The organism is Streptosporangium vulgare, assembly GCF_042428775.1.
GTDB classification, from domain to species: Bacteria; Actinomycetota; Actinomycetes; order Streptosporangiales; family Streptosporangiaceae; genus Streptosporangium; species Streptosporangium vulgare.
Genome location: NZ_JBHMBS010000026.1, coordinates 63,376 through 81,480 on the forward strand (window position 1 = coordinate 63,376; position 18,105 = coordinate 81,480).

Consider the following 18,105-nt stretch of genomic DNA (forward strand, 5'->3'; position numbering starts at 1 on the left):
CGGTCACACCAGAGCGGCCACGCGAACACGTGAAGGGGAGGGGAGCCAGCGATGGGCGAACGCGCCGACGCCGCCCGCAACCGCCACGCCATCCTGCGCGCCACGGAGGAACTGCTGGCCACCCACGGCGCCCACATCTCCCTGGACCAGGTCGCCGCGCACGCCCAGGTCGGCAAGGGCACCGTCTTCCGGCGCTTCGGCAGCCGCACCGGGCTCATGCAGGCCCTGCTGCAGGAACGGGCCGTGCAACTACGCGAGGCACTGGAGTCGGGACCGCCACCGCTGGGACCCGGCGCCCCGCCCGCCGAGCGCATCGTCGCCTTCCTCGACGCCCTCTCCCAGCTCGCCGCCGGCAACCTCGCCCTGCTCGCCGCCCACGAGCGCTCCTGCGCCACCGACCGCCACACCGACCCCACCTACACGCGCTGGCACGCCCACCTGAAAACCCTGATCACCCAGGCCCGCCCCGACCTGGACGCCACCTTCGTGGCCCACGCCCTGCTGGGCATGTTCGACGCCGACATGGTGCGCCGCCTCACCCCGCAGGACGACCCCGGCAGGTTCGCCCGCTCACTACGCCAGCTGGTGGGGGAGCTGCTCGCCTGAACCGGCCCGGCACCCCTCCGGGGAGCAGCCGGTGAACCGGTGAGCAGCCGATCAGCCCTGCGCCGGGCCGCGCAGCAGCGGATGCGACCGCATCGCCACCTCCAGCTCCCCGGGCAGCTCGTCACGGTAACGCCCCAGCGTCGCCAGGTCACTGTGCCCCAGAACCCGCCGCACCGCGTCCATGTCCACCGCGTCGGCCAGCAGATGGGTGGCCGTGGTGTGCCGCAACCCGTGCGGCGTCACCGAACGGCGGCTGTCGGGATCGACCCTGCGCTGCACCCGGTCGATCACCGCCTGCACATCCCCCCGCGCCAGGCGCCGCCCCCGCCACGACAGCAGCAACGCCTTGTCGGCGGAGGCCATCCGCCCGTGCAGCAGATAAGCCTCCAGCACCAGCGCGACATCATCGGGCAACGGCACGTCCCGCGTCTTGCCGCCCTTGCCGAAGATCCGCCAGTACCGCACCCCGTCGTTGGTGTAGAAGTCCTCCACATTGGCCCGCACCAGCTCCGACACCCGCGGCCCCATCGTCGACAGCATCAGCACGATCAGCCCGTCACGCAACTCGGTGTGCTGGTCACGCCGCCGTACCCGCCCCGCACCCGCCGCGGGCGCCTCGGCCACCGCCGCACCACCGCCCGGCCCGCCACCCAGCTCACGCGCCGCACCGATCAGCCCCCGCGCCTGCTCACGGGTGAGCGCCCGCCGCTCGGGCCGCAGCCCCCCGCGCTCCCTGGCCGTCACCGTCGCCATCGCCATCGGATTGACCTGCACCCACCCCGCCAGCACCGCGTGCTTGAACAACGCCGAGATCGACCGCCGAAACCGCGCCTGGGAGGAGGCCGACTGCGAGGCACCCGCCCGCTCACCGGGCTGCGACCGCCGCCGGCCGTCGGGCTTACGGGCGAAGGCCAGCAGGACGGCGTCCACGTCCTCACCGGTCAGGTCGTCCAGCACCACCTCCTCGCCCGCCAGATCCACGAAAGTGGCCACATCACGCGCGTACACCTCCGCCGTCGACGTCGACAGCGCGCCGGTCAGGGTCTTGGCCCGCACCAGCTCCACATAACGATCGGCCGACTCGCCCACGCTGAGACGATTCAGATCAGCTGGCCGCATGATCCCGGCGACACCCCTCCCGTATCCGGGCCGCCGTCAACGGCCGCCCACCTCGCACCAGTGCCACATCCCCGCCCGCCGAAACACCACCACCGACATCGGCGCCGGGGATGGGGACCGCCCGCCACGCCGCCTTCACCACCGTCACCGGCGACGACCCGGACGAACACCACCGGCCGCGACCACGGGGGAGTGGCACACCCGGCACACACCGCACACCCGGCAGATCACCGATCATGTACATCCCCCCACGGTAGACGAACACCCGCCCCCGCAGGGCCCGCACGAAAAGTCCCCCCACCCCACCCCGGGCGTCGTACCAGGAGCCGGGTACGGGGGAGGGCGGACCTCCGCACCCGGCTCCATCGCTGCTCGACCCCCGCTGCCGGGCAGGCCAGGAACGACAACGAATCACTCCACATCACCCGAGCCGCAAACAACGCGAAACCGGGGTGAACAGTGTGTTACGGCCTGCGCGCACCTCTACCGAACCGCCACGCCAACCGGGAGGCTGACCTCATTCCCCGATATTTCCCGATATTCCCCAGTCCCCAGGGAGCACAGGGAGGACGCCCATGCTCAGGCGCACACAACTGTTCGGCCGCAAGACCCGCGTCACCTTCGCCCTGCCCGCCGACCACCCCTCCGGCACCGTCAGCGTCGTCGGCGACTTCAACAACTGGCAGCCCGGCCTGCACGAGATGCGCCGCCGCCGCAACGGCACCCGCACCGTCTCGGTGATCCTGCCACCCGGGACCCATCGATTCCGCTACCTCGCCACCGGCGGCCTCTGGTTCGACGACGACAGCGCCGACCACATCGACCACCACAGCAGCGTCATGCGCCTGTGACCCCGGCAACCAGGCGGAGCTCCCGAAAAACTCCCCGGAAACCGGAAAACCGCCCTCACGGCCGATCGGGAGCAACGCGCCGTGAACGCGGCGGTGATTCGAACAGCTCGAACAGGAAAGTCATGATCGCGGAGATGACCATGATCGCAAAGCGGGGTAGATGATCATGGGCGCGGGGCGGGTCGAGCGAGGCGGGGGCTCGGCGCGCGCCCGCACGAAGTGACTTTCACCGGGTGGCCGTGCGGGCCGGGTCTGGAGTCCGGGTGGGCCATTCGAGACGAGACGGCAAAACGACGAATTAGGGCTATTAATGCTATACCAGACAGAAGGTCAATTCTGTCTGGTATAGCATCTTACGATTTATGGGGCTTTCCCGTGCCGCGCATCCCGTTTCGAGCAACCCGTTCGGCGGCCCGGATTCCCGTGCTCGCCTCGGTCGGTCCGCCGGGTGAAGGCCGCGCTCGACATGCGCGCCGGGTGCCGGTGTCTCGCGGCTCTCGAGGGCCTTTTTGTGATCATGGTGGTCTTGGATGATCCACCTGGCCGCGGGTGTCCGTCGTGCGCGATCGGCTCCGTCGTCATGATTTCTGGTCCGGCGGGAGTTTTCTCGGTCCGATGGGAATGGGGGCGGGAAACGGCCGGGCGGAAGGCGTACGCCTGGTGGTGGTGTCGGCGCAGGGGCACCCCTCCCCCGCTATCAGGAGAAAATATTCGCTTTTGTCGGATTTTTGGTTCTTGAGCGGGCGGGCCGGTGTGGAGTGCCGGGTCCTGCTCGTCGGGCAGGAGGGCCTCGGTTCCGGTTCGGACGGGGTCGCCACCGGTGGCGCCGAGGCGAGCCGGCGGCGCCGACCGGCCGGTGACTCCCCCGCCCGCGGGTTCGCCTCCTCTCGCTGATCATGGCCGGGTGAGCCGTCGGCACCCCGTGACCGATGTGGCCGGAAGTAGCCGGAAGTGGCCGGAAGTAGCACACGAAGCACGCGGCGGCCGCTCCCGCCGTCCACCACTCCCCCGCCGGCCCCTGTGGGCGGGGCCGTCTGGGCCGGGCCGGTCGCTCTCATCTTTCTCTCACCACGAGCCAGTACAACGATGTCGTGAACGAACACCCCGCCGTGAAGGTACTGGTCGTCGACGACGAGCCGAACATTCGCGAGCTGCTGTCGGAGGCCCTGGAGTTGAACGGCTTCGCCGTGCGGACCGCCGCCGACGGCCGTCAGGCGCTGGAGGCGGTGGCCCGGGAGCGGCCCGACATCATCGTGCTGGATGTGATGATGCCCGCTGTGGACGGGTTCACGGTCGCGCGCAGGCTCCGCGAGGCCGGTGACAGTCCCCTGCTGCTCTTCTTGACCGCCAAGGACGCGGTGTGCGACCGGATCGCGGGGCTGACCGCCGGTGGTGACGACTATGTGACCAAGCCTTTCAGCCTGGAGGAGGTGGTCTTGCGTCTGCGGGCGATCATGCGCAGGATGCGGCCCGCGCAGGAGCGGGTCGACGACGGTGTGCTGCGCTACGCCGATCTGGAGCTCGACGAGCAGGCCCATTCGGTGCGGCGGGCGGGGCGGGCGATCCATTTGTCGCCGACGGAGTTCAGCCTGCTGCGTTACCTGATGATCAATGCCGAGCGGGTGGTCAGCAAGGCGCAGATCCTTGACCGGGTGTGGGACTACGACTTCGACGGTGAGAGCAGGATCGTGGAGTCCTACATCAGTTACCTGCGGCGGAAGATCGACGCTGAGGGGCCGCCGTTGATCCACACGTTGCGTGGTGTCGGTTATCGGTTGCAGGGGGGCTCGTGAGGCGGGCCTGGCCTTTGCGGCATCGGCTGCTGGCCGCGTTGCTCGGTCTGTGCGCGGTCGGGCTGGTGGCGTTCGCCGCCGCGAGTGTGCTGCTGCTGGAGCGTTCGCTGTTGTCCAGGGTGGACGCCCAGCTGGCCGAGACGGCCGTCAGTTTCGGCCGGCGCCCGCTTCCGCCTCCGCCGCCGGTGGATCGGGGGCAGTCCGTTCAGATCCCGACGCAGTTCAGGATCGCCTTCTACGACTCCTTCGGGGTTTTGCTGCGGAGTCTGCCCGCCGAGAACGGCGACGGGCCGGCTGTTCCCGCCGCGGCGCTGTCCAGTGTCCCGCGGGGTCCCATCACGGTGCCCGCCATGGGGGCGGGTCAGTGGCGGGTGCTGGTCAGGGGCCTGCCTGACGGCAGCAGGTTGACCGTGTCGATGTCGCTGGAGCCCAACCGGGCGACCGTGCACCAGATCATGGTCATCGAGGCGGTGGTGGGCAGCCTGGTGCTGCTGGTGCTGGGCACGCTCGCCTTCGCCGTGGTACGGCTGGGCCTGCGCCCGCTGACCCGTATGGAGCAGACCGCCGAGGCCATCGCGGGCGGGGATGTGGATCGCAGGGTCAGTGACACCGATCCCGACACCGAGACGGGTCGTCTCGGTGGGGCGTTGAACACCATGCTGGAGCGTCTGTCGGCCGCGCTTCGTGAGTCGGGGCGTTCTGAGCGGCGGTTGCGGCATTTCGTGGCCGACGCCTCGCATGAGCTGCGTACTCCGCTCACCTCCATCCGGGGTTTCGCCGAGCTCTACCATCATGGTCAGGAGGCCAGGGATCCGGTGGCCGAGCGGTTGCTGCGCAGGATCGAGGCCGAGGCCGAGCGTATGGGTGTCCTGGTGGAGGACATGCTGTTGCTGGCCAGGCTGGATCAGGAGCCCGCGCTGGAGCCCAGTGTCGTGGATCTGCATGTGCTGGCCGGAGATGTGGTGCATGCCGCTCGTGCTCGCGATCGCGAGCGGCCGATCCGGTTGGTGATCTCTGAGGGGCCGGTGTTCGTGCGTGGCGACGAACGCCGTCTGCATCAGGTCATCGCCAATCTGGTCGGCAACGCCATTCAGCACACCTCTTCGGGTACCGAGATCGGTCTCACCGTCGCTCCGCGGGCGGTGGCCGGGGTTCCGGCTCCGGGGGTCGTGCACGCGGGGGCCGGTCCGGCCCCTGGCCGCGGGGCCGCGCTGGTCGAGGTGCGGGACGAGGGGCGGGGTATCGATCCTGATCATCTGCCGTATCTGTTCGACCGTTTCTACCGGGCCGATCCGGGCCGTTCGCGGGACAGCGGCGGAACGGGGCTGGGTCTGGCCATAGCCGCGGCGCTCGTGCGGGCGCACGACGGGCGGATCGAGGTGAGCAGTGTGCCTGGCCGTGGCACCACTTTCCGTGTGCTTCTCCCGCTGGAGGAGCTTGGGGAGGTCTGAGCGTCCATCGGCGGTTCATCTTCGCGTCGGGTGCGGTTCACACATTGTTCCCAGCTTGGTGCTGTCAGATGTGTGCTGACGAAAGGAGGAACATGTTGGCAAGGTTCCGCAAACCAGCCGTTTCTGCGGCTCGTGGTGGTGATCGAAGTGTGTCCGGTGCCGAACCGGCTGATGATCAGGGTCATCGGCTGCGGGCGCCGAGCAGGCTGCACGCCTTCAACCGGTATGAGATCAAGTATCTCGTGGAGGCGTCGCAGGCGGCCTCTCTGAGGGAGGAGATCGGGCAGCGGCTGGATCGCGACCGTCACAGCGGCCAGGAGGGGTACGGCATCTGGAGCGTCTACTACGACACCCGGCAGTTGCGTTTCTACTGGGAGAAGATCGAGGGTCTGAAGTTCCGCAGGAAGCTGCGGGTGCGCCACTACGGTGACCGGTTCGCCGTGGGGGACGACACGCCGGTGTTCGTCGAGATCAAGCAGCGGGTCAACCGGGTGACCCAGAAGCGCCGGGTGAGCCTGCCCTACCGGGACGCGTTGCGTCTGTGCGGGGGCCGGCAGATGGTCGAGCACGAGCCGTCCCAGCGTGCTTTCCTGCAGGAGGTGCTCGATCTGGTCCTGCGCCTGGACCTGCGGGCTGTGGCGATGACCGGCTACACCCGGCACGCCTACGTGGGCCGTGACGCCGACGTGGGCCTGCGTGTCACCTTCGACCACCGTATCCGGGGCCGTGACCGTGACTTCCATCTGGGCGCCGAGGCCGAGAACAGGCTCATCGTGCCCGCTCACATGTCCATCGTGGAGGTCAAGGCCAACGAGCGTGTGCCGTACTGGCTGACCGATCTGACCGCCAGGCGGAACCTGCAGGTGGTGCGGGTCTCCAAGTACTGCCAGAGCGTGGAGGCGCACGGGCTGGCCCCCCGCTCGGTCTTTCACATCCCCGACCACGATCTCGATCTCGGCCGTTCACGGCCGACCGTTCTCTCGGAGGCATGACCCCCCATGGACTTCTCCTTCCAGGACCTGTCCGGCACGTTCAGCGTGGCCGACATCGCGATCGCGATGTCGCTGTCGTTCGTGCTCAGCGCGATGATCGGCTGGGTGTACCGGGCCACGCACCGCAACGTGTCCTACAGCCAGTCCTATGTGCAGACGCTGGTCATCCTGGGGATGCTGATCTCGCTGATCATGCTGGTCGTCGGCTCGAACATCGCCCGGGCCTTCGCCCTGGTCGGCGCGTTGTCGGTGGTGCGGTTCCGTAACGCCATCAAGGAGACGCGCGACGTCGGGTTCATCTTCCTCGTCATGGGCATCGGGATGGCGGTCGGTACCCGTTTCTACCTGCTGGCGATCGTCGCCGCCGTGGCGATCTCGCTGATCATCATGGTCATGCACCGGTTCAACTGGTTCCAGCTCAACGTGCGGCGGCAGGTGGTCAAGGTGCAGGTTCCCGCGGACGAGGACTACACCGCGGCCATCCAGGACGTGCTGATCCGGCACACCGAGGAGTTCGAGCTGGTCAGTATGGAGTCGATCCGCGGGGGCGCGCTGACGGAGCTGATGTACACCGTGAAGATCAAGAAGGGTAGTGAGCCGGCCGATGTGATGGCCGCGCTGCGTGAGCGCAACCACGGCCAGTCGGTCACCGTCTTGACCGGGTACGACCAGAGCGACCTGTAGGCCGGCGCCATGGCACAGCTCAAGCATCGTATCCCGGTCAAACTCCGGCACAACTGGAAGCTGGTCGCGTTGTGCGCGGCGTTCCTGGGTGTGTGCTGGGGGGTGCTCGGCAGCGGGATGATCCGCCCGTACGTCACCGTCTCCCAGGCCGCCGAGGCCGAGACCGTCATCACGAACCTGACCGGTACCAAGGACCTGTTCGACGCCTCCGTGGCGCACGAGGTGAAGCTCACTTTCACCGACGCGGCCTATGGGGACATGCTGAGCGAGTACTTCAAGGACGGTGAGAAGAGGTATCTCGAAGCCGACCTGGTCGTCGACGGCGTCCGCATCCCCAGTGTGGGGGTGCGGCTCAAGGGCAATTCCACGCTGGCCGGGCTGACCTGGAGGGGGCAGTCCAAGCAGCGGGGTGTGCCCGGCGGCCAGCGGCGCGGAGGTGCGCCCGGGGGGTTCCAGCCGCCCGAGGGTTTCCAGCCCCCGGAGGGTTTTCAACCGCCGGAAGGCTTCCAGCCCCCGGAGGGTTTCCAGCCGCCCGAGGGTTTTCAACCGCCGGAGGGTGGTGGGCCGCCCGAAGGCTCCCCGTCACCGGGCACCGGGTCGCCGCCGGCCCAGCAGGGCGATGGCGGGCAGCGTGGGCAGCGCGGAGGCGGCGGCGGGTTCGGCGGGTTCGGCGCGTCCTTGAAGGGTGAGGAGCCGGAGAACCTGCCGTGGCTGATCAGCTTCGACGAGTTCGTGGAGGGCCGCCGCTACCAGGGGCACAGTCAGGTGGCGGTACGGCCGGCCGCGATGGGGTCGACGACGATGCTGAACGAGGCGCTGGGTATCGCGCTGGTCGGCGCCTCTGGTGAGCCCACCCAGCGTTCGGCCCACAGTGCCTTCACCGTCAACGGCCGCGCCTCGACACCGCGTCTGCTCGTGGAGTACCTCGACGAGGGCTATGCCGAAGGTCTCGGCGAGGGTGTGCTGTACAAGTCGCTGGCCAGCGGTTCCTTCAGTTACAAGGGCGAGGACCAGACCGGGTACACCACCGACTTCAAGCAGGTCAACAAGGTCGGCGGTCAGGATCTGCAGCCGGTCATCGACCTGGTCAAATGGGTGAACCAGGCCTCCGACGCCGAATTCGCCGCGGGTCTGGGTGAGCGTTTGGACGTGGAGTCGTTCGCCCGTTACCTGGTTCTGCAGAACCTCATGGTCAACTTCGATGACATGGCCGGGCCCGGACGTAACTACTACCTGTGGTACGACCTGGACACCAAGAAGTTCAAGGTGATCACGTGGGATCTCAACCTCGCCTTCAACGGTGACGCCAAGAGCGGGGTGAATGACGCGGTGACGATGGGCTTCGGCCGGGGGCGCCCCCAGCAAGGTCAGCAGGGCCAACAAGCCCAACAGGGCCCGCAGGGCCAACAAGCCAAGCCGAGCCAGCAAGCCCAGCAGGCCAAGCCAGGCCAGCAGGGCCCGCAGGCCAAGCCGTCTCAGGGTTCCACCCCGCCCCGGGACGGGCAGCAGCGTCCGGAAGGCGGCGCCATGATGCGCATGGGGCACCCTTTGAAGGAGAAGTTCCTCAAGAACGCCACCTTCAAGAAGGTCTACGAGGAGCAGTATCGTGCTCTGTTCGCCAAGCTGCTCGGCAACGGCACCGCCTCCGGCCTGCTCGACAAGCTCACCGCGTCCTACAAGCTGAACGAGAAGGCCGACGCCGCCAAGGCCGACAGTGAGGCGGAGAACCTGCGTACGTTCCTGCGAACCCGTACTCAGGCACTGCGCTCCGACAAGGTGATCAGCGGCGGGTAGCGTCCTCGCGGTCACCTGGGTTTCGGCTGTGGAGATCTGGGCCGAGACGGGGGTGGGCGTGGCTGAACCGTTCTTCGGCGGATCGGCCTGCCGCGGGAACCGCCCCCTCGCCCTTGTCCCGGGTCACGCGGCTCATGTACGCGATGGCAGATCACCATCGCGTACATGAGCCGCCGGCCCGGGGAGGATCTGTGCCGCTCCCCCGGGTACGACGTGGGTGAGTCGTATCAGCGGGGTGTTGCCGATCGTCTCGGTGACGGACGATGAGAGGGCCGGTGACATCGACGAGCTCCCGGGGTTCGTCGTGGGCCTGGTGTCGGAACGGGGGCGGGGGCCTGGTGTCGTGGCGCGTTTCTCGGGTCGTTGGCGCGCTCACCGTTCGATCAGGGCTGCCAGCCGTTCGAGGGTCTTCTCCATCGAGATCTTGTTCTTGGCGGGGAAGCGGAAGAGCGGGAAGAGCGCGGCGCCCTTGGCGGTCGACCAGTCGAAGGTCTCGGTCACCCGGGTGGTGTGCTCGCCGACGGGTTCGAGTCGCCAGCGCCATCGGTGGCCGCCGCTGTGCTGCCAGGCGATCAGCCGTCCCTCCTCGAATTCCACGACCTGGTTGTGGACCTTGTAGGGCAGGCCCCTCTTCATGTCCATGCCGAAGCGGGCGCCCAGGCTCAGCCGGTCGGGCGCGCCGGTCTGGGGGGCCTGCACGGTTCCCGATCCGTCGATCAGGTTGTGCTTGCGCGGGTCGGCCAGCAGGTCGAAGATCGTGTCGCTGCTCGCGTGGATGATCTGTGTGACCGAGACCTGTCGTTTGTTCATTCGTTCTCTCCTGCCGGCTGGTCTTCCTCGGCGGTGGTGGCGGGGCTGTCGCCTTCGCGGTTCGTCCGGTCGGGTGGTGGAAGCGCGGTGCGGGTCACGGTCCTGTCCGGAACGGCGTGGGGTTTCGTGCGGGGTTGTGCGGTGTCATGTCGGTGGATGTTCGGTCGGTGGATGTTCGCCGGTCGTGGCGCGGGAACGGGTTCGGGTGCCGTCGCGCCCGCGGTTCCTCGTCCAGGTGGTGATCCTGCCATTCCCGAGGCGGGCGGGCCAGCCGGTCGGGGGCAAGGTGGCCGAGGTGGCCGGGCGGGCCGGGTCCGCGGCGCGTGAGCGGAGCGCTCATCCTAAAATTGGCGGGAAAGGTGCATTTCGGGGGGTGTCATGCGCTCGCTGACCCGTAAGGGGGCCGCGACGCGGCAGCGCGTTCTTGAGGGTGCGGCCGCCTACATCCGCGAGCACGGTGTGGCCGCCACGACCCTCGACGACGTGCTGGCCGTGACGGCGACGAGCAAGAGCCAGCTGTTTCACTACTTTCCCGGCGGGCGGGAGGAGTTGCTGCTGGCCGTGGCCCGCTTCGAGGCCGACCGGGTGCTGTCCGACCAGCAGCCCCAGCTCGGTGACCTCACCTCCTGGCCCGGCTGGTGGCTGTGGCGTGACAAGGTCGTCGAGCGCTACCGCGAGCAGGGCGGCCGGTGCCCGCTCGGTTCCGTCATGTCGCAGATGGGCGGCAGCACGCCCGGGGCGCAGGCCGTGGTCACCGAGCTGATGCGCCGCTGGCAGGCCGAGATCGCCGTCGGTGTGCGGTACATGCAGCAGGCCGGTGAGATCGATCCGGACCTGGACCCCGACCGGGCGGCGGCCGCTCTGCTCGCCGGTATCCAGGGGGGTGTGCTGATCCAGATGTCCACCGGCCGGACGACCCATCTGGAGGCCGCCCTGGACATGGGTATCGCCCATCTTCAGGGCGGCGGGGCTTCGTCGCCGTAGCGGGCGGGAGCTTGCGCCTCCTTTGGGCGGGTGCCGGGGTGCGGCGGGGTTTCCGGGCGGGCACGCCTTCGACGTCTGCTGTCCGGTTGGTGGCGATGTCGGCGGTGTCGTTCGTCATCTGTCCTGTGCGGATGGTGACGGGCGTACCGGGGGCGTCGCCTGGGGTCGCGTGTCTGTGGCCAAAGTCGCGGTGCGGTGAATGTTTCGGTGAGCAAGGTGTGTGGGCGGCTCGGCCTGCGGTTGTCCCGGTTTCCGGGGTGCGGGGTGCGGGCTTTGGGGGCGTTGCGGCCCATCTTTTTGGACTTGACAGTCCATTTTTTCGTCCGCAAGCTGATGAACGGACCGCACGGTTCAGAAAGAGCGCGCCTGCGCCGCCGTTCCGGCCCGCCCGGGGGGCCGGAACGGCGGCGCTGGCGCGCCCGCCCTTGACATCCGATTCCCGCCGGGGGGACACCCAGGCCCCGGCCGCTCGCGGGAACCGGCACGTACCGGTCCCCTCGGCGCCGCTCACGAACGGAAGTGACCTTCCCATGTCCTTGGATCACTACTATCTGCTCGGACGTTCCGGGCTGCGCGTCAGCCGGCTGGCCCTGGGCACGATGAACTTCGGCACCGGTGGTTTCCACGCCGCGTACGGCAAGACCCGGCAGGAGTCCGGCGCCGTCTTCCACCGCTATCTGGAGGCGGGTGGCAACTTCGTCGACACCGCGGACTTCTACACCGCGGGTGAGAGCGAGACGATCCTCGGCGACCTCATCGCCGAGGCCGGGGTGCGCGACAGGGTGGTGCTCACCACCAAGTTCACCAACAGCGTCGACCCCAAGGACCCGAACGCCGGGGGCAACGGCCGCAAGCACATGATCAGGGCGGTCGAGGCGTCCCTGCGCCGCCTGCGCACCGACTACATCGACCTGTTCATGCTGCACACCTGGGACCGGATCACTCCCGTCGAGGAGGTCGTGCGGACCTTCGACGACCTCGTCCGGGCCGGGAAGATCCGCTACGCGGGCCTGTCGGACGTGCCGAGCTGGTACGCCGCCCGGGCCCAGACCTACGCCGAGGCCCACTCCCTCGAACCGGTGATCAACCTGCAGCTGCCCTACTCCCTCATCGACCGGGCGATCGAGACCGAGCACGTCGCGATGGGGCAGAGCCTGGGGCTCGGCATCACCGCGTGGAGCCCGCTGGGAGGAGGCTTCCTCACCGGCAAGTACCGCCACTCCGACCAGGGCCTGGCCGGGGAGGGACGCCTCACCGGCGCGGGCTCGCCCGCACAGGCGCGCACCGAGCGGGAGTGGCGGCTGCTGGCGACGCTGGAGGGCGTCGCCGGCGAGCTCGGGCTGACGATGGCCCAGGTCGCGCTCAACTGGGTCGCCACCCAGCCCGGCATCGCCTCCGCGATCGTCGGGGCGAGCGGCACCGAGCAGCTCGACACCACCTTGACCGCGCTCGACGTCGAGCTGCCGGCCGAGCTGCGCGCCCAGCTCGACGAGGCGAGCTCGGTGCCTGCCGCGTCGGTCTACCGGATGTTCACGCCCGGCTATCAGGGCTGGCTGGTCAACCCCGGCCTCAGGGTCGGCGACAAGCCCGCCGAGTACGCCCCGGTCGTGCGCAACTGGGTGCCCGAGGGCAGCGGCTGAGCCATCCGCCCGGCGGACGCGACCGCGCGGGACGGGCGGTCGCGTCCCACGCGGTCGCGGTGGCGAGCGGTCAGTCGGCCACGGTCAAGACCGTGCCCGCGCCGACCGTGAGCCCGCCCTCGCGGATCGCGAAGCCGAGGCCCGGCTCGGCCGCCACCGCCCTGCCCAGCTCCACCGACACCTCCACGGTGTCGCCGGGCCGGGCGGGCGAGGGCAGTGTCAGCTCACCGGGCACGTCGGTGGTGCGCAGGTAGAACTGCGGCCGGTACCCCGAGGCGATCGGCCGGCGCCGGCCGCCCTCCTCGGCGGTGAGGAGGTACAGCCTGGCGGTGAACGACCGGCGGGCGCGCTGGCTGCGCGGGGCCGCCAGCACCATTCCGCGCCGTACCTGCTCGCGCCTGATGCCGCGCAGCAGCACGGCGGCGTTGTCGCCCGCCTCGCCCTGCTCCATCGTCTTGCCGAACGTCTCCACTCCGGTGACCACCGCGCTGAACCCGTCGCCGAGCCCGACGGCCTCCACCGTGTCGCCCACGCGCACGGTGCCCCGCTCGATGGCGCCGGTGACGACCGTGCCCCGGCCGCTCACGGTGAGCACGTTCTCCACCGGCATCAGGAACGGCGCGTCGACGTACCTGACCGGTACGGGGATGTGCTCGTCGACCGCCCGCAGCAGCGCCTGGATCGACGCCGCCCACCCGGGGTCGCCCTCCAGCGCCCGCAGCCCGGAGACGCGCACCATCGGCACGTCGTGGTAGCCGTGCTCGGCGAGCAGGTCGGCCAACTCCAGCTCGACCAGGTCGGCCAGCTCGGGGTCGGCGCCGTCGGCCTTGTTGACCGCGACGACCAGGTGCTCGACGCCCACCCGCCTGGCGAGCAGGACGTGCTCCCTGGTCTGCGGCATGATGCCGTCCCGGGCGGACACGACGAGGATCGCGCCGTCGAGCTGCGCCGCCCCCGTGATCATGTTCTTGACGTAGTCGGCGTGGCCGGGCATGTCCACGTGGGCGTAGTGCCGGGTGGCGGTCTCGTACTCGACGTGCGAGATGTTGATCGTGATGCCCCGCTGGTGCTCCTCGGGGGTACGGTCGATCCGCTCGAACGGCGTGTAGGTGGCCTGCCCGCGCTCGGCGAGCACCTTGGTGATCGCGGCGGTCAGCGTGGTCTTGCCATGGTCGACGTGTCCCATCGTGCCGATGTTGAGGTGCGGCTTGTTGCGCACGTAGGCCTGCTTGGCCATGATGTCTTTTCCTTCGCACTGCCTGGATCCGGGGTGACCCGTCACGGGCCGGCTACCTCCCCCCGCCGGGTCACCTCGGGACTCACGGGAAGAGGTCAGCGCTCCAGGCCGTCGCGGACACGCTCGAAGGCACCCGCGGCGGCGGGTGTCACGAGGCGAGCGTTCCGGAACATGGCGACCATGATGACCGGCTCAGCAGCGGCGCACAACGGATTATTCCCCCGGCCGACGGGCTGCCCTCGTGACCGGCGGGTACCGGCCCGTCGGCCCGCCCGCTTGCTTGCCTGCTCGCGGTCGTGGCGGAACACGCCCGACGGCCGACCACCGGTATCCGGTTTCTCCCGCTTCTCCCCCGCCCCGGTGTGGCGGACCGGCGAGGCTTCTCGCCGGTCCGCCAGGGTGATGAGAGATTGCCGAAGTAGCCGCCGCGCGGTTTCCGGGGGAACGGTAGGGATCATGCGGGTCATCGGGGCAGGTTTCGGCCGTACGGGAACGCTCTCGCTCAAGACGGCCCTGGAACGGCTGGGGTACGGGCCGTGTCACCACATGAAGGAGGTGATCGAGCGGCCGGAGCAGATCCGCCGGTGGCTCGCCCTCGCCGAGGGGCGGCCGGTGAGCTGGGACGAGCTCCTGAAGGGGTATCGCTCCTGCGTGGACTGGCCCTCGGCCGCCTACTGGCGTGAGCTGGCAGACCATTTTCCCGAGGCGAAGGTCGTGCTCACCGTGCGCGATCCGGAGCGGTGGCTGGCCAGCATGAACGCCACCGTCCTCGAGCGGCGCAGGCGTGGGCGCGGGCTGTTCGGCAGGGCGGTGCGCGGGCTGTCGTCGGTGCTGGGCACCGACTTCGCGGCGTTCACGAAGATGACCAGGCTCATCGTCGACGAGCGGGTCTTCCACGGGCGATGCGAGGATCCCGCGTCGTTGCTGCGGACGTTCCAGGCGCACATCGACGACGTCGTGGCGGCGATCCCGCCCGGCAGGCTGTTGCGGTTCGAGGTCGGTCAGGGCTGGGAGCCGTTGTGCGGGTTTCTCGGGGTGGCGGTGCCGGAGGGCCCGTTCCCGCGGGTCAACGACAGCGCGGACTTCGGCAGGAACGCCCGGGCGAACGTCGGCGCCATGCTGCTGCGGCGCAGCGGCTGAGGGCCACCCCCCGTCCGGTCACGGCGTCCTGGGGGCCGGGCGGCCGGATGAGTCGGTACGGTGTCGGCGGGCGACTTTTCCGCGTATATATACATCATGTACATATACGTTCCCGGGAGGTAGACCGTGACCCATCCCAGCCCGCCCGCCCGGCGCGGGCGTGGCCGCCGCCCGGCCGAACAGGTGCGCCAGGAGGTCCTGCGGGCGGCCGGTGAGCTCCTGCTGGCCGAGGGCATGGCCGGTTTCACCGTCGAGAAGGTCGCGGCCCTGGCGGGTGCGAGCCGCGTCACGCTGCACAAGTGGTGGCCCTCCAAGGGGGCGCTCGCCCTGGAGGGCTACTTCGGCGTGGTCGGCCCCCTCCTGGCCTTTCCCGACAGCGGCGACATCGCCGCCGATCTCACCGCGCAGCTGAAGGCGTTCGTGCGCCTGATGCGCGACACCCGGGCCGGGATCGTCGTGCCGCAGCTCATCGGCCAGGCCCAGACCGATCCCGATCTGGCGGCCGTCTACCGCGAGAGCTACTCGGGTCCGCGCCGGGCTCTGGCCGTGCAGGCCCTGGAGAGGGCCAGGCGGCGCGGTCAGCTGCGTCCGGGCCTGGATCCCGAGGTGGCCGTCGACCAGCTGTGGGGCGCCTGCTATCACCGGCTGCTCATCCCGGATCGGCCACTGGACGAGGAGTTCGCCGAAGCCCTGGTCGCCAATCTGCTGGGCGGCATCGGTTCGCCGGCCGCGGTCTCCTCGCCCGCTCCGGGCGCTCCGCTTTCCGGGGAAGATCGGCGCTAGGGGGTCGGTCTTCGTCGTGGTTCGGTGCACGGCGGCCGTCCTGGCGGGCCTGTGGCCGATGGCCCTGCGCGTGGACCCGCGTTCCCGGGTGCGCCCAGGGCGGCGGATCGGTCGAGGCCGTCGCGATGACCGGGTCCTGCCGGGACGTGCCGGCGGAGGCCGGGTCCACGGCCAGGATCCCGATGGGCTCGTAGCGCACCTCCCGGCTGTCGACGGTCTGGCGAGGCGGCCGGCCGGGCGTGTGCCCGGTGGGCGTGAGGGACATGGGCATGGCCTTTCTCGCGGCCGGCAGGATCCCCGGGCGGGGTCCCCGTGGCGACGGCACGACGACATTGGGCAGTATTCGCGCTTCACGCATAGCATCTTGCCTATGACGCAAGACGATGGTGAGTTCGACAGCCTGGTGCGCAAGCGGATCCGCGCGCTGCGGGTGGCGCAGGGCTGGTCCCTGGACGACCTGGCCGCCCGGGCCAGGCTCAGTCCCTCCACGCTCAGCCGGATCGAGAACGGCCGGCGCCGCCTGGCCCTGGACCAGCTCGTCACGCTCGCCCGCGCCCTGGACACCTCCATCGACCAGCTGGTCGAGACGGCCACCGAGGACGTCGTCGCCAACCCGACGCACGACGCGGCCCGCCGGCAGATGCGATGGACGGTGCGCGCCGATCCCGGCGTCACCGTCATCCGCCAGCGTGTGGTGGAGCCGCCGCCGGACGACCCCTCGCGGCTGCGCGCCCACCCGGGCCGCGAGTGGCTCGTCGTCCTGTCCGGCACTGTGGTCCTGATCCTGGGCAACCACCGTTTTCGCGTGGAGACCAACCAGTCCGCGGAGTTTCCCACGATGCTTCCGCACGCCATCGGCGCCGTCGGCGGTCCGTCCGACGTCCTGGGGATCTTCGACCGCGACGCCCGCCGCGGTCACCAGACCCGCGATGACGCCGAGGACGTCTCCGAGGCGAGCCGCCCGCCGCACTGACCGGTCCCCCGCGACCGCTCTGGCCCGCCCGGGAGGGCCGGCCTTCGGATCCGGCCCCGTCACGAAGCCCGGGCCGGGGATCCGCTTGCGTGTCACGCGGCCCGGCGGGTCATCGTCTTGCCTTATCGGCAAGACTTAACGCCTCTGGCGCATGATGCTCCTAACGTGGTCGTCATGACACCTACAGCTCCGCACACAGCGCACCACCACGAGGCGCACCACCACCACGGCGACGACGCGCAGCACGATCACCCGCACGGACGAGAGCACGACGCCGAGGGCGAGATGGCCGAGTTGCTCGACCTGGACGCGGAGGTGCTCGCCGAGCAGGTCGCGTCCATCATCGCGTGGCTGCCCGTCGCGGCCGCCCCCCGGCGGATCGTGGACCTGGGCTGCGGTACCGGCGCGGGCACCTTCGCGCTGCTGCGGCGCTTCCCCGAGGCCGAGGTGACCGCTGTCGACGCCTCACCGCAGCATCTGCGGCGCCTGCGCGACAAGGCGGCCTCGGAGGGGGTCGCCGGGCGGGTCCACCCCGTGGAGGCCGACCTCGACGGCGCCTGGCCCGACCTCGGCGCGCCCGAGCTGGTCTGGGCGTCGGCCTCGTTGCATCACATGGCCGATCCCGACCGCACCCTGCGCCAGGTCCGTGACGCGCTCGCGCCGGGCGGGCTGTTCGCCCTCGTCGAGCTGCCCGGCTTCCCGCGGTTCCTGCCGGAGGACGCCCCGCGAGACCGGCCCGGCCTCGAGGAGCGCTGCCACGCCGCGCTCGGAGACCATCACGCCGAGCGGGTGCCGCACCGGGGCGCCGACTGGGGCCCCCGGCTGGCCGCCGCCGGCTTCACCGTCGAGGGCGAACGCACGATCACCGTGAACCTGGGGCCACCGCACCCCGAGGCCGTCGGCCGCTACGCGCTGACCAGCCTCCGGCGCATCCGCGCCGGCGTCGCCCACTCGCTCCACGCCGAGGACCTCGCCGCCCTCGACCGGCTGCTCGACACCGACGACCCCCACGGCATCCTGCGCAGGGACGACCTGACGGTACGCACCGAACGCACCGTGTGGGCCGCGCGACGCACCTGAGGCGCGGTACGCGCCGAAGCCGGGAACGCCAGGGCCGGGAACAGGCCCGGGAACGCCGCCTCACCCAGGCTCTGGTCATCAGGCCCTGGTCATGTGGTCATCCGGCGCGGCCGGATGGACGACGCGCGAGTCGGCGGCGCCAACCGGCGCAGACCGGCACAGGCCAGT

Annotated in this window: 18 protein-coding genes; 14 read left to right on the forward strand and 4 right to left on the reverse strand. The window is 70.0% G+C overall.

What is annotated here, in order from left to right:
• The first annotated feature begins 51 nt into the window (after positions 1-51).
• Positions 52-606, forward strand: coding sequence for a TetR/AcrR family transcriptional regulator (locus tag ACFFRH_RS35360; protein WP_386161822.1), 555 nt, complete (start codon positions 52-54; stop codon positions 604-606).
• Positions 607-657: 51 nt separating this feature from the next.
• Here the strand turns inward: ACFFRH_RS35360 and ACFFRH_RS35365 are convergent, their stop codons facing one another.
• Positions 658-1,725, reverse strand: coding sequence for a tyrosine-type recombinase/integrase (locus ACFFRH_RS35365; protein ID WP_386161824.1), 1,068 nt, complete (start codon positions 1,723-1,725; stop codon positions 658-660).
• A gap of 575 nt (positions 1,726-2,300) precedes the next feature.
• Between ACFFRH_RS35365 and ACFFRH_RS35370 the strand changes: the two genes are divergently transcribed.
• The 7 genes from ACFFRH_RS35370 (at position 2,301) to ACFFRH_RS35400 (ending at position 9,290) form a co-directional block, all read left to right on the forward strand.
• On the forward strand, positions 2,301-2,576 hold the full coding sequence (locus ACFFRH_RS35370; protein ID WP_386161826.1) for an isoamylase early set domain-containing protein: 276 nt from the start codon (positions 2,301-2,303) through the stop codon (positions 2,574-2,576).
• Positions 2,577-3,311: 735 nt separating this feature from the next.
• Entirely contained in the window at positions 3,312-3,470 is a 159-nt protein-coding gene (locus ACFFRH_RS35375; protein ID WP_386161828.1) for a hypothetical protein, read from the forward strand.
• A 197-nt stretch (positions 3,471-3,667) separates the two neighbouring features.
• Positions 3,668-4,369, forward strand: a complete 702-nt coding sequence (locus tag ACFFRH_RS35380; RefSeq protein ID WP_386161830.1) for a response regulator transcription factor — start codon at positions 3,668-3,670, stop codon at positions 4,367-4,369.
• A gap of 14 nt (positions 4,370-4,383) precedes the next feature.
• Complete coding sequence (locus ACFFRH_RS35385; RefSeq protein ID WP_386161832.1) at positions 4,384-5,820, forward strand: sensor histidine kinase; 1,437 nt, start codon at positions 4,384-4,386, stop codon at positions 5,818-5,820.
• Positions 5,821-5,969: 149 nt separating this feature from the next.
• Positions 5,970-6,812 carry a polyphosphate polymerase domain-containing protein gene (locus tag ACFFRH_RS35390; RefSeq protein ID WP_386161833.1) on the forward strand — a complete coding sequence of 281 codons (843 nt, stop codon included), beginning with the start codon at positions 5,970-5,972 and terminating at the stop codon, positions 6,810-6,812.
• Positions 6,813-6,818: 6 nt separating this feature from the next.
• The gene (locus ACFFRH_RS35395; protein WP_386161834.1) at positions 6,819-7,496 is read left to right on the forward strand and encodes a DUF4956 domain-containing protein; all 678 of its coding nucleotides are present in this window, start codon (positions 6,819-6,821) and stop codon (positions 7,494-7,496) included.
• 9 nt (positions 7,497-7,505) lie between these two features.
• Complete coding sequence (locus ACFFRH_RS35400; protein ID WP_386161836.1) at positions 7,506-9,290, forward strand: CotH kinase family protein; 1,785 nt, start codon at positions 7,506-7,508, stop codon at positions 9,288-9,290.
• Positions 9,291-9,662: 372 nt separating this feature from the next.
• Here ACFFRH_RS35400 and ACFFRH_RS35405 read toward each other — a convergent pair whose 3' ends face one another.
• Complete coding sequence (locus tag ACFFRH_RS35405; RefSeq protein WP_386161838.1) at positions 9,663-10,100, reverse strand: SRPBCC family protein; 438 nt, start codon at positions 10,098-10,100, stop codon at positions 9,663-9,665.
• Between the two features lie 378 nt (positions 10,101-10,478).
• On the opposite strand from ACFFRH_RS35405, the gene ACFFRH_RS35410 reads away from it, so the two are divergent.
• A complete protein-coding gene (locus tag ACFFRH_RS35410) occupies positions 10,479-11,084 on the forward strand; it encodes a TetR/AcrR family transcriptional regulator (protein WP_386161840.1) in 606 nt (201 codons plus the stop codon).
• Between the two features lie 530 nt (positions 11,085-11,614).
• Entirely contained in the window at positions 11,615-12,724 is a 1,110-nt protein-coding gene (locus ACFFRH_RS35415; protein WP_386161842.1) for an aldo/keto reductase, read from the forward strand.
• A gap of 70 nt (positions 12,725-12,794) precedes the next feature.
• On the opposite strand, the gene tuf is transcribed toward ACFFRH_RS35415, so the two are convergent.
• Together tuf and ACFFRH_RS35425 are read right to left on the reverse strand one after the other, a co-directional pair.
• On the reverse strand, positions 12,795-13,961 hold the full coding sequence (gene tuf / locus ACFFRH_RS35420; RefSeq protein WP_386161844.1) for an elongation factor Tu: 1,167 nt from the start codon (positions 13,959-13,961) through the stop codon (positions 12,795-12,797).
• A 95-nt stretch (positions 13,962-14,056) separates the two neighbouring features.
• Positions 14,057-14,428, reverse strand: coding sequence for a hypothetical protein (locus tag ACFFRH_RS35425; RefSeq protein WP_386161846.1), 372 nt, complete (start codon positions 14,426-14,428; stop codon positions 14,057-14,059).
• Between ACFFRH_RS35425 and ACFFRH_RS35430 the strand changes: the two genes are divergently transcribed.
• From ACFFRH_RS35430 to ACFFRH_RS35445, 4 genes are all read left to right on the forward strand, one after another.
• Positions 14,418-15,101: a sulfotransferase family protein gene (locus ACFFRH_RS35430; protein ID WP_386161848.1), complete on the forward strand. Its 684-nt coding sequence runs from the start codon at positions 14,418-14,420 to the stop codon at positions 15,099-15,101. The two genes, ACFFRH_RS35425 and ACFFRH_RS35430, sit on opposite strands and share 11 nt — an antisense overlap.
• Positions 15,102-15,227: 126 nt before the next feature.
• The gene (locus ACFFRH_RS35435; RefSeq protein WP_386161850.1) at positions 15,228-15,884 is read left to right on the forward strand and encodes a TetR/AcrR family transcriptional regulator; all 657 of its coding nucleotides are present in this window, start codon (positions 15,228-15,230) and stop codon (positions 15,882-15,884) included.
• Positions 15,885-16,254: 370 nt separating this feature from the next.
• The gene (locus tag ACFFRH_RS35440; protein WP_386161852.1) at positions 16,255-16,857 is read left to right on the forward strand and encodes a helix-turn-helix domain-containing protein; all 603 of its coding nucleotides are present in this window, start codon (positions 16,255-16,257) and stop codon (positions 16,855-16,857) included.
• 174 nt (positions 16,858-17,031) lie between these two features.
• Entirely contained in the window at positions 17,032-17,937 is a 906-nt protein-coding gene (locus ACFFRH_RS35445) for a class I SAM-dependent methyltransferase (protein WP_386161854.1), read from the forward strand.
• The last annotated feature ends 168 nt before the right edge of the window (positions 17,938-18,105 follow it).

Coding starts and splice junctions, on each gene's coding strand:
- ACFFRH_RS35360 (WP_386161822.1), top strand. CDS start 52: ATGGGCGAACGCGCCGACGCCGCCCGCAACCGCCACGCCATCCTGCGC.
- ACFFRH_RS35365 (WP_386161824.1), bottom strand. CDS start 1,725: ATGCGGCCAGCTGATCTGAATCGTCTCAGCGTGGGCGAGTCGGCCGAT.
- ACFFRH_RS35370 (WP_386161826.1), top strand. CDS start 2,301: ATGCTCAGGCGCACACAACTGTTCGGCCGCAAGACCCGCGTCACCTTC.
- ACFFRH_RS35395 (WP_386161834.1), top strand. CDS start 6,819: ATGGACTTCTCCTTCCAGGACCTGTCCGGCACGTTCAGCGTGGCCGAC.
- ACFFRH_RS35400 (WP_386161836.1), top strand. CDS start 7,506: ATGGCACAGCTCAAGCATCGTATCCCGGTCAAACTCCGGCACAACTGG.
- ACFFRH_RS35405 (WP_386161838.1), bottom strand. CDS start 10,100: ATGAACAAACGACAGGTCTCGGTCACACAGATCATCCACGCGAGCAGC.
- ACFFRH_RS35410 (WP_386161840.1), top strand. CDS start 10,479: ATGCGCTCGCTGACCCGTAAGGGGGCCGCGACGCGGCAGCGCGTTCTT.
- ACFFRH_RS35415 (WP_386161842.1), top strand. CDS start 11,615: ATGTCCTTGGATCACTACTATCTGCTCGGACGTTCCGGGCTGCGCGTC.
- tuf (WP_386161844.1), bottom strand. CDS start 13,961: ATGGCCAAGCAGGCCTACGTGCGCAACAAGCCGCACCTCAACATCGGC.
- ACFFRH_RS35430 (WP_386161848.1), top strand. CDS start 14,418: ATGCGGGTCATCGGGGCAGGTTTCGGCCGTACGGGAACGCTCTCGCTC.
- ACFFRH_RS35425 (WP_386161846.1), bottom strand. CDS start 14,428: ATGACCCGCATGATCCCTACCGTTCCCCCGGAAACCGCGCGGCGGCTA.
- ACFFRH_RS35440 (WP_386161852.1), top strand. CDS start 16,255: ATGACGCAAGACGATGGTGAGTTCGACAGCCTGGTGCGCAAGCGGATC.
- ACFFRH_RS35445 (WP_386161854.1), top strand. CDS start 17,032: ATGACACCTACAGCTCCGCACACAGCGCACCACCACGAGGCGCACCAC.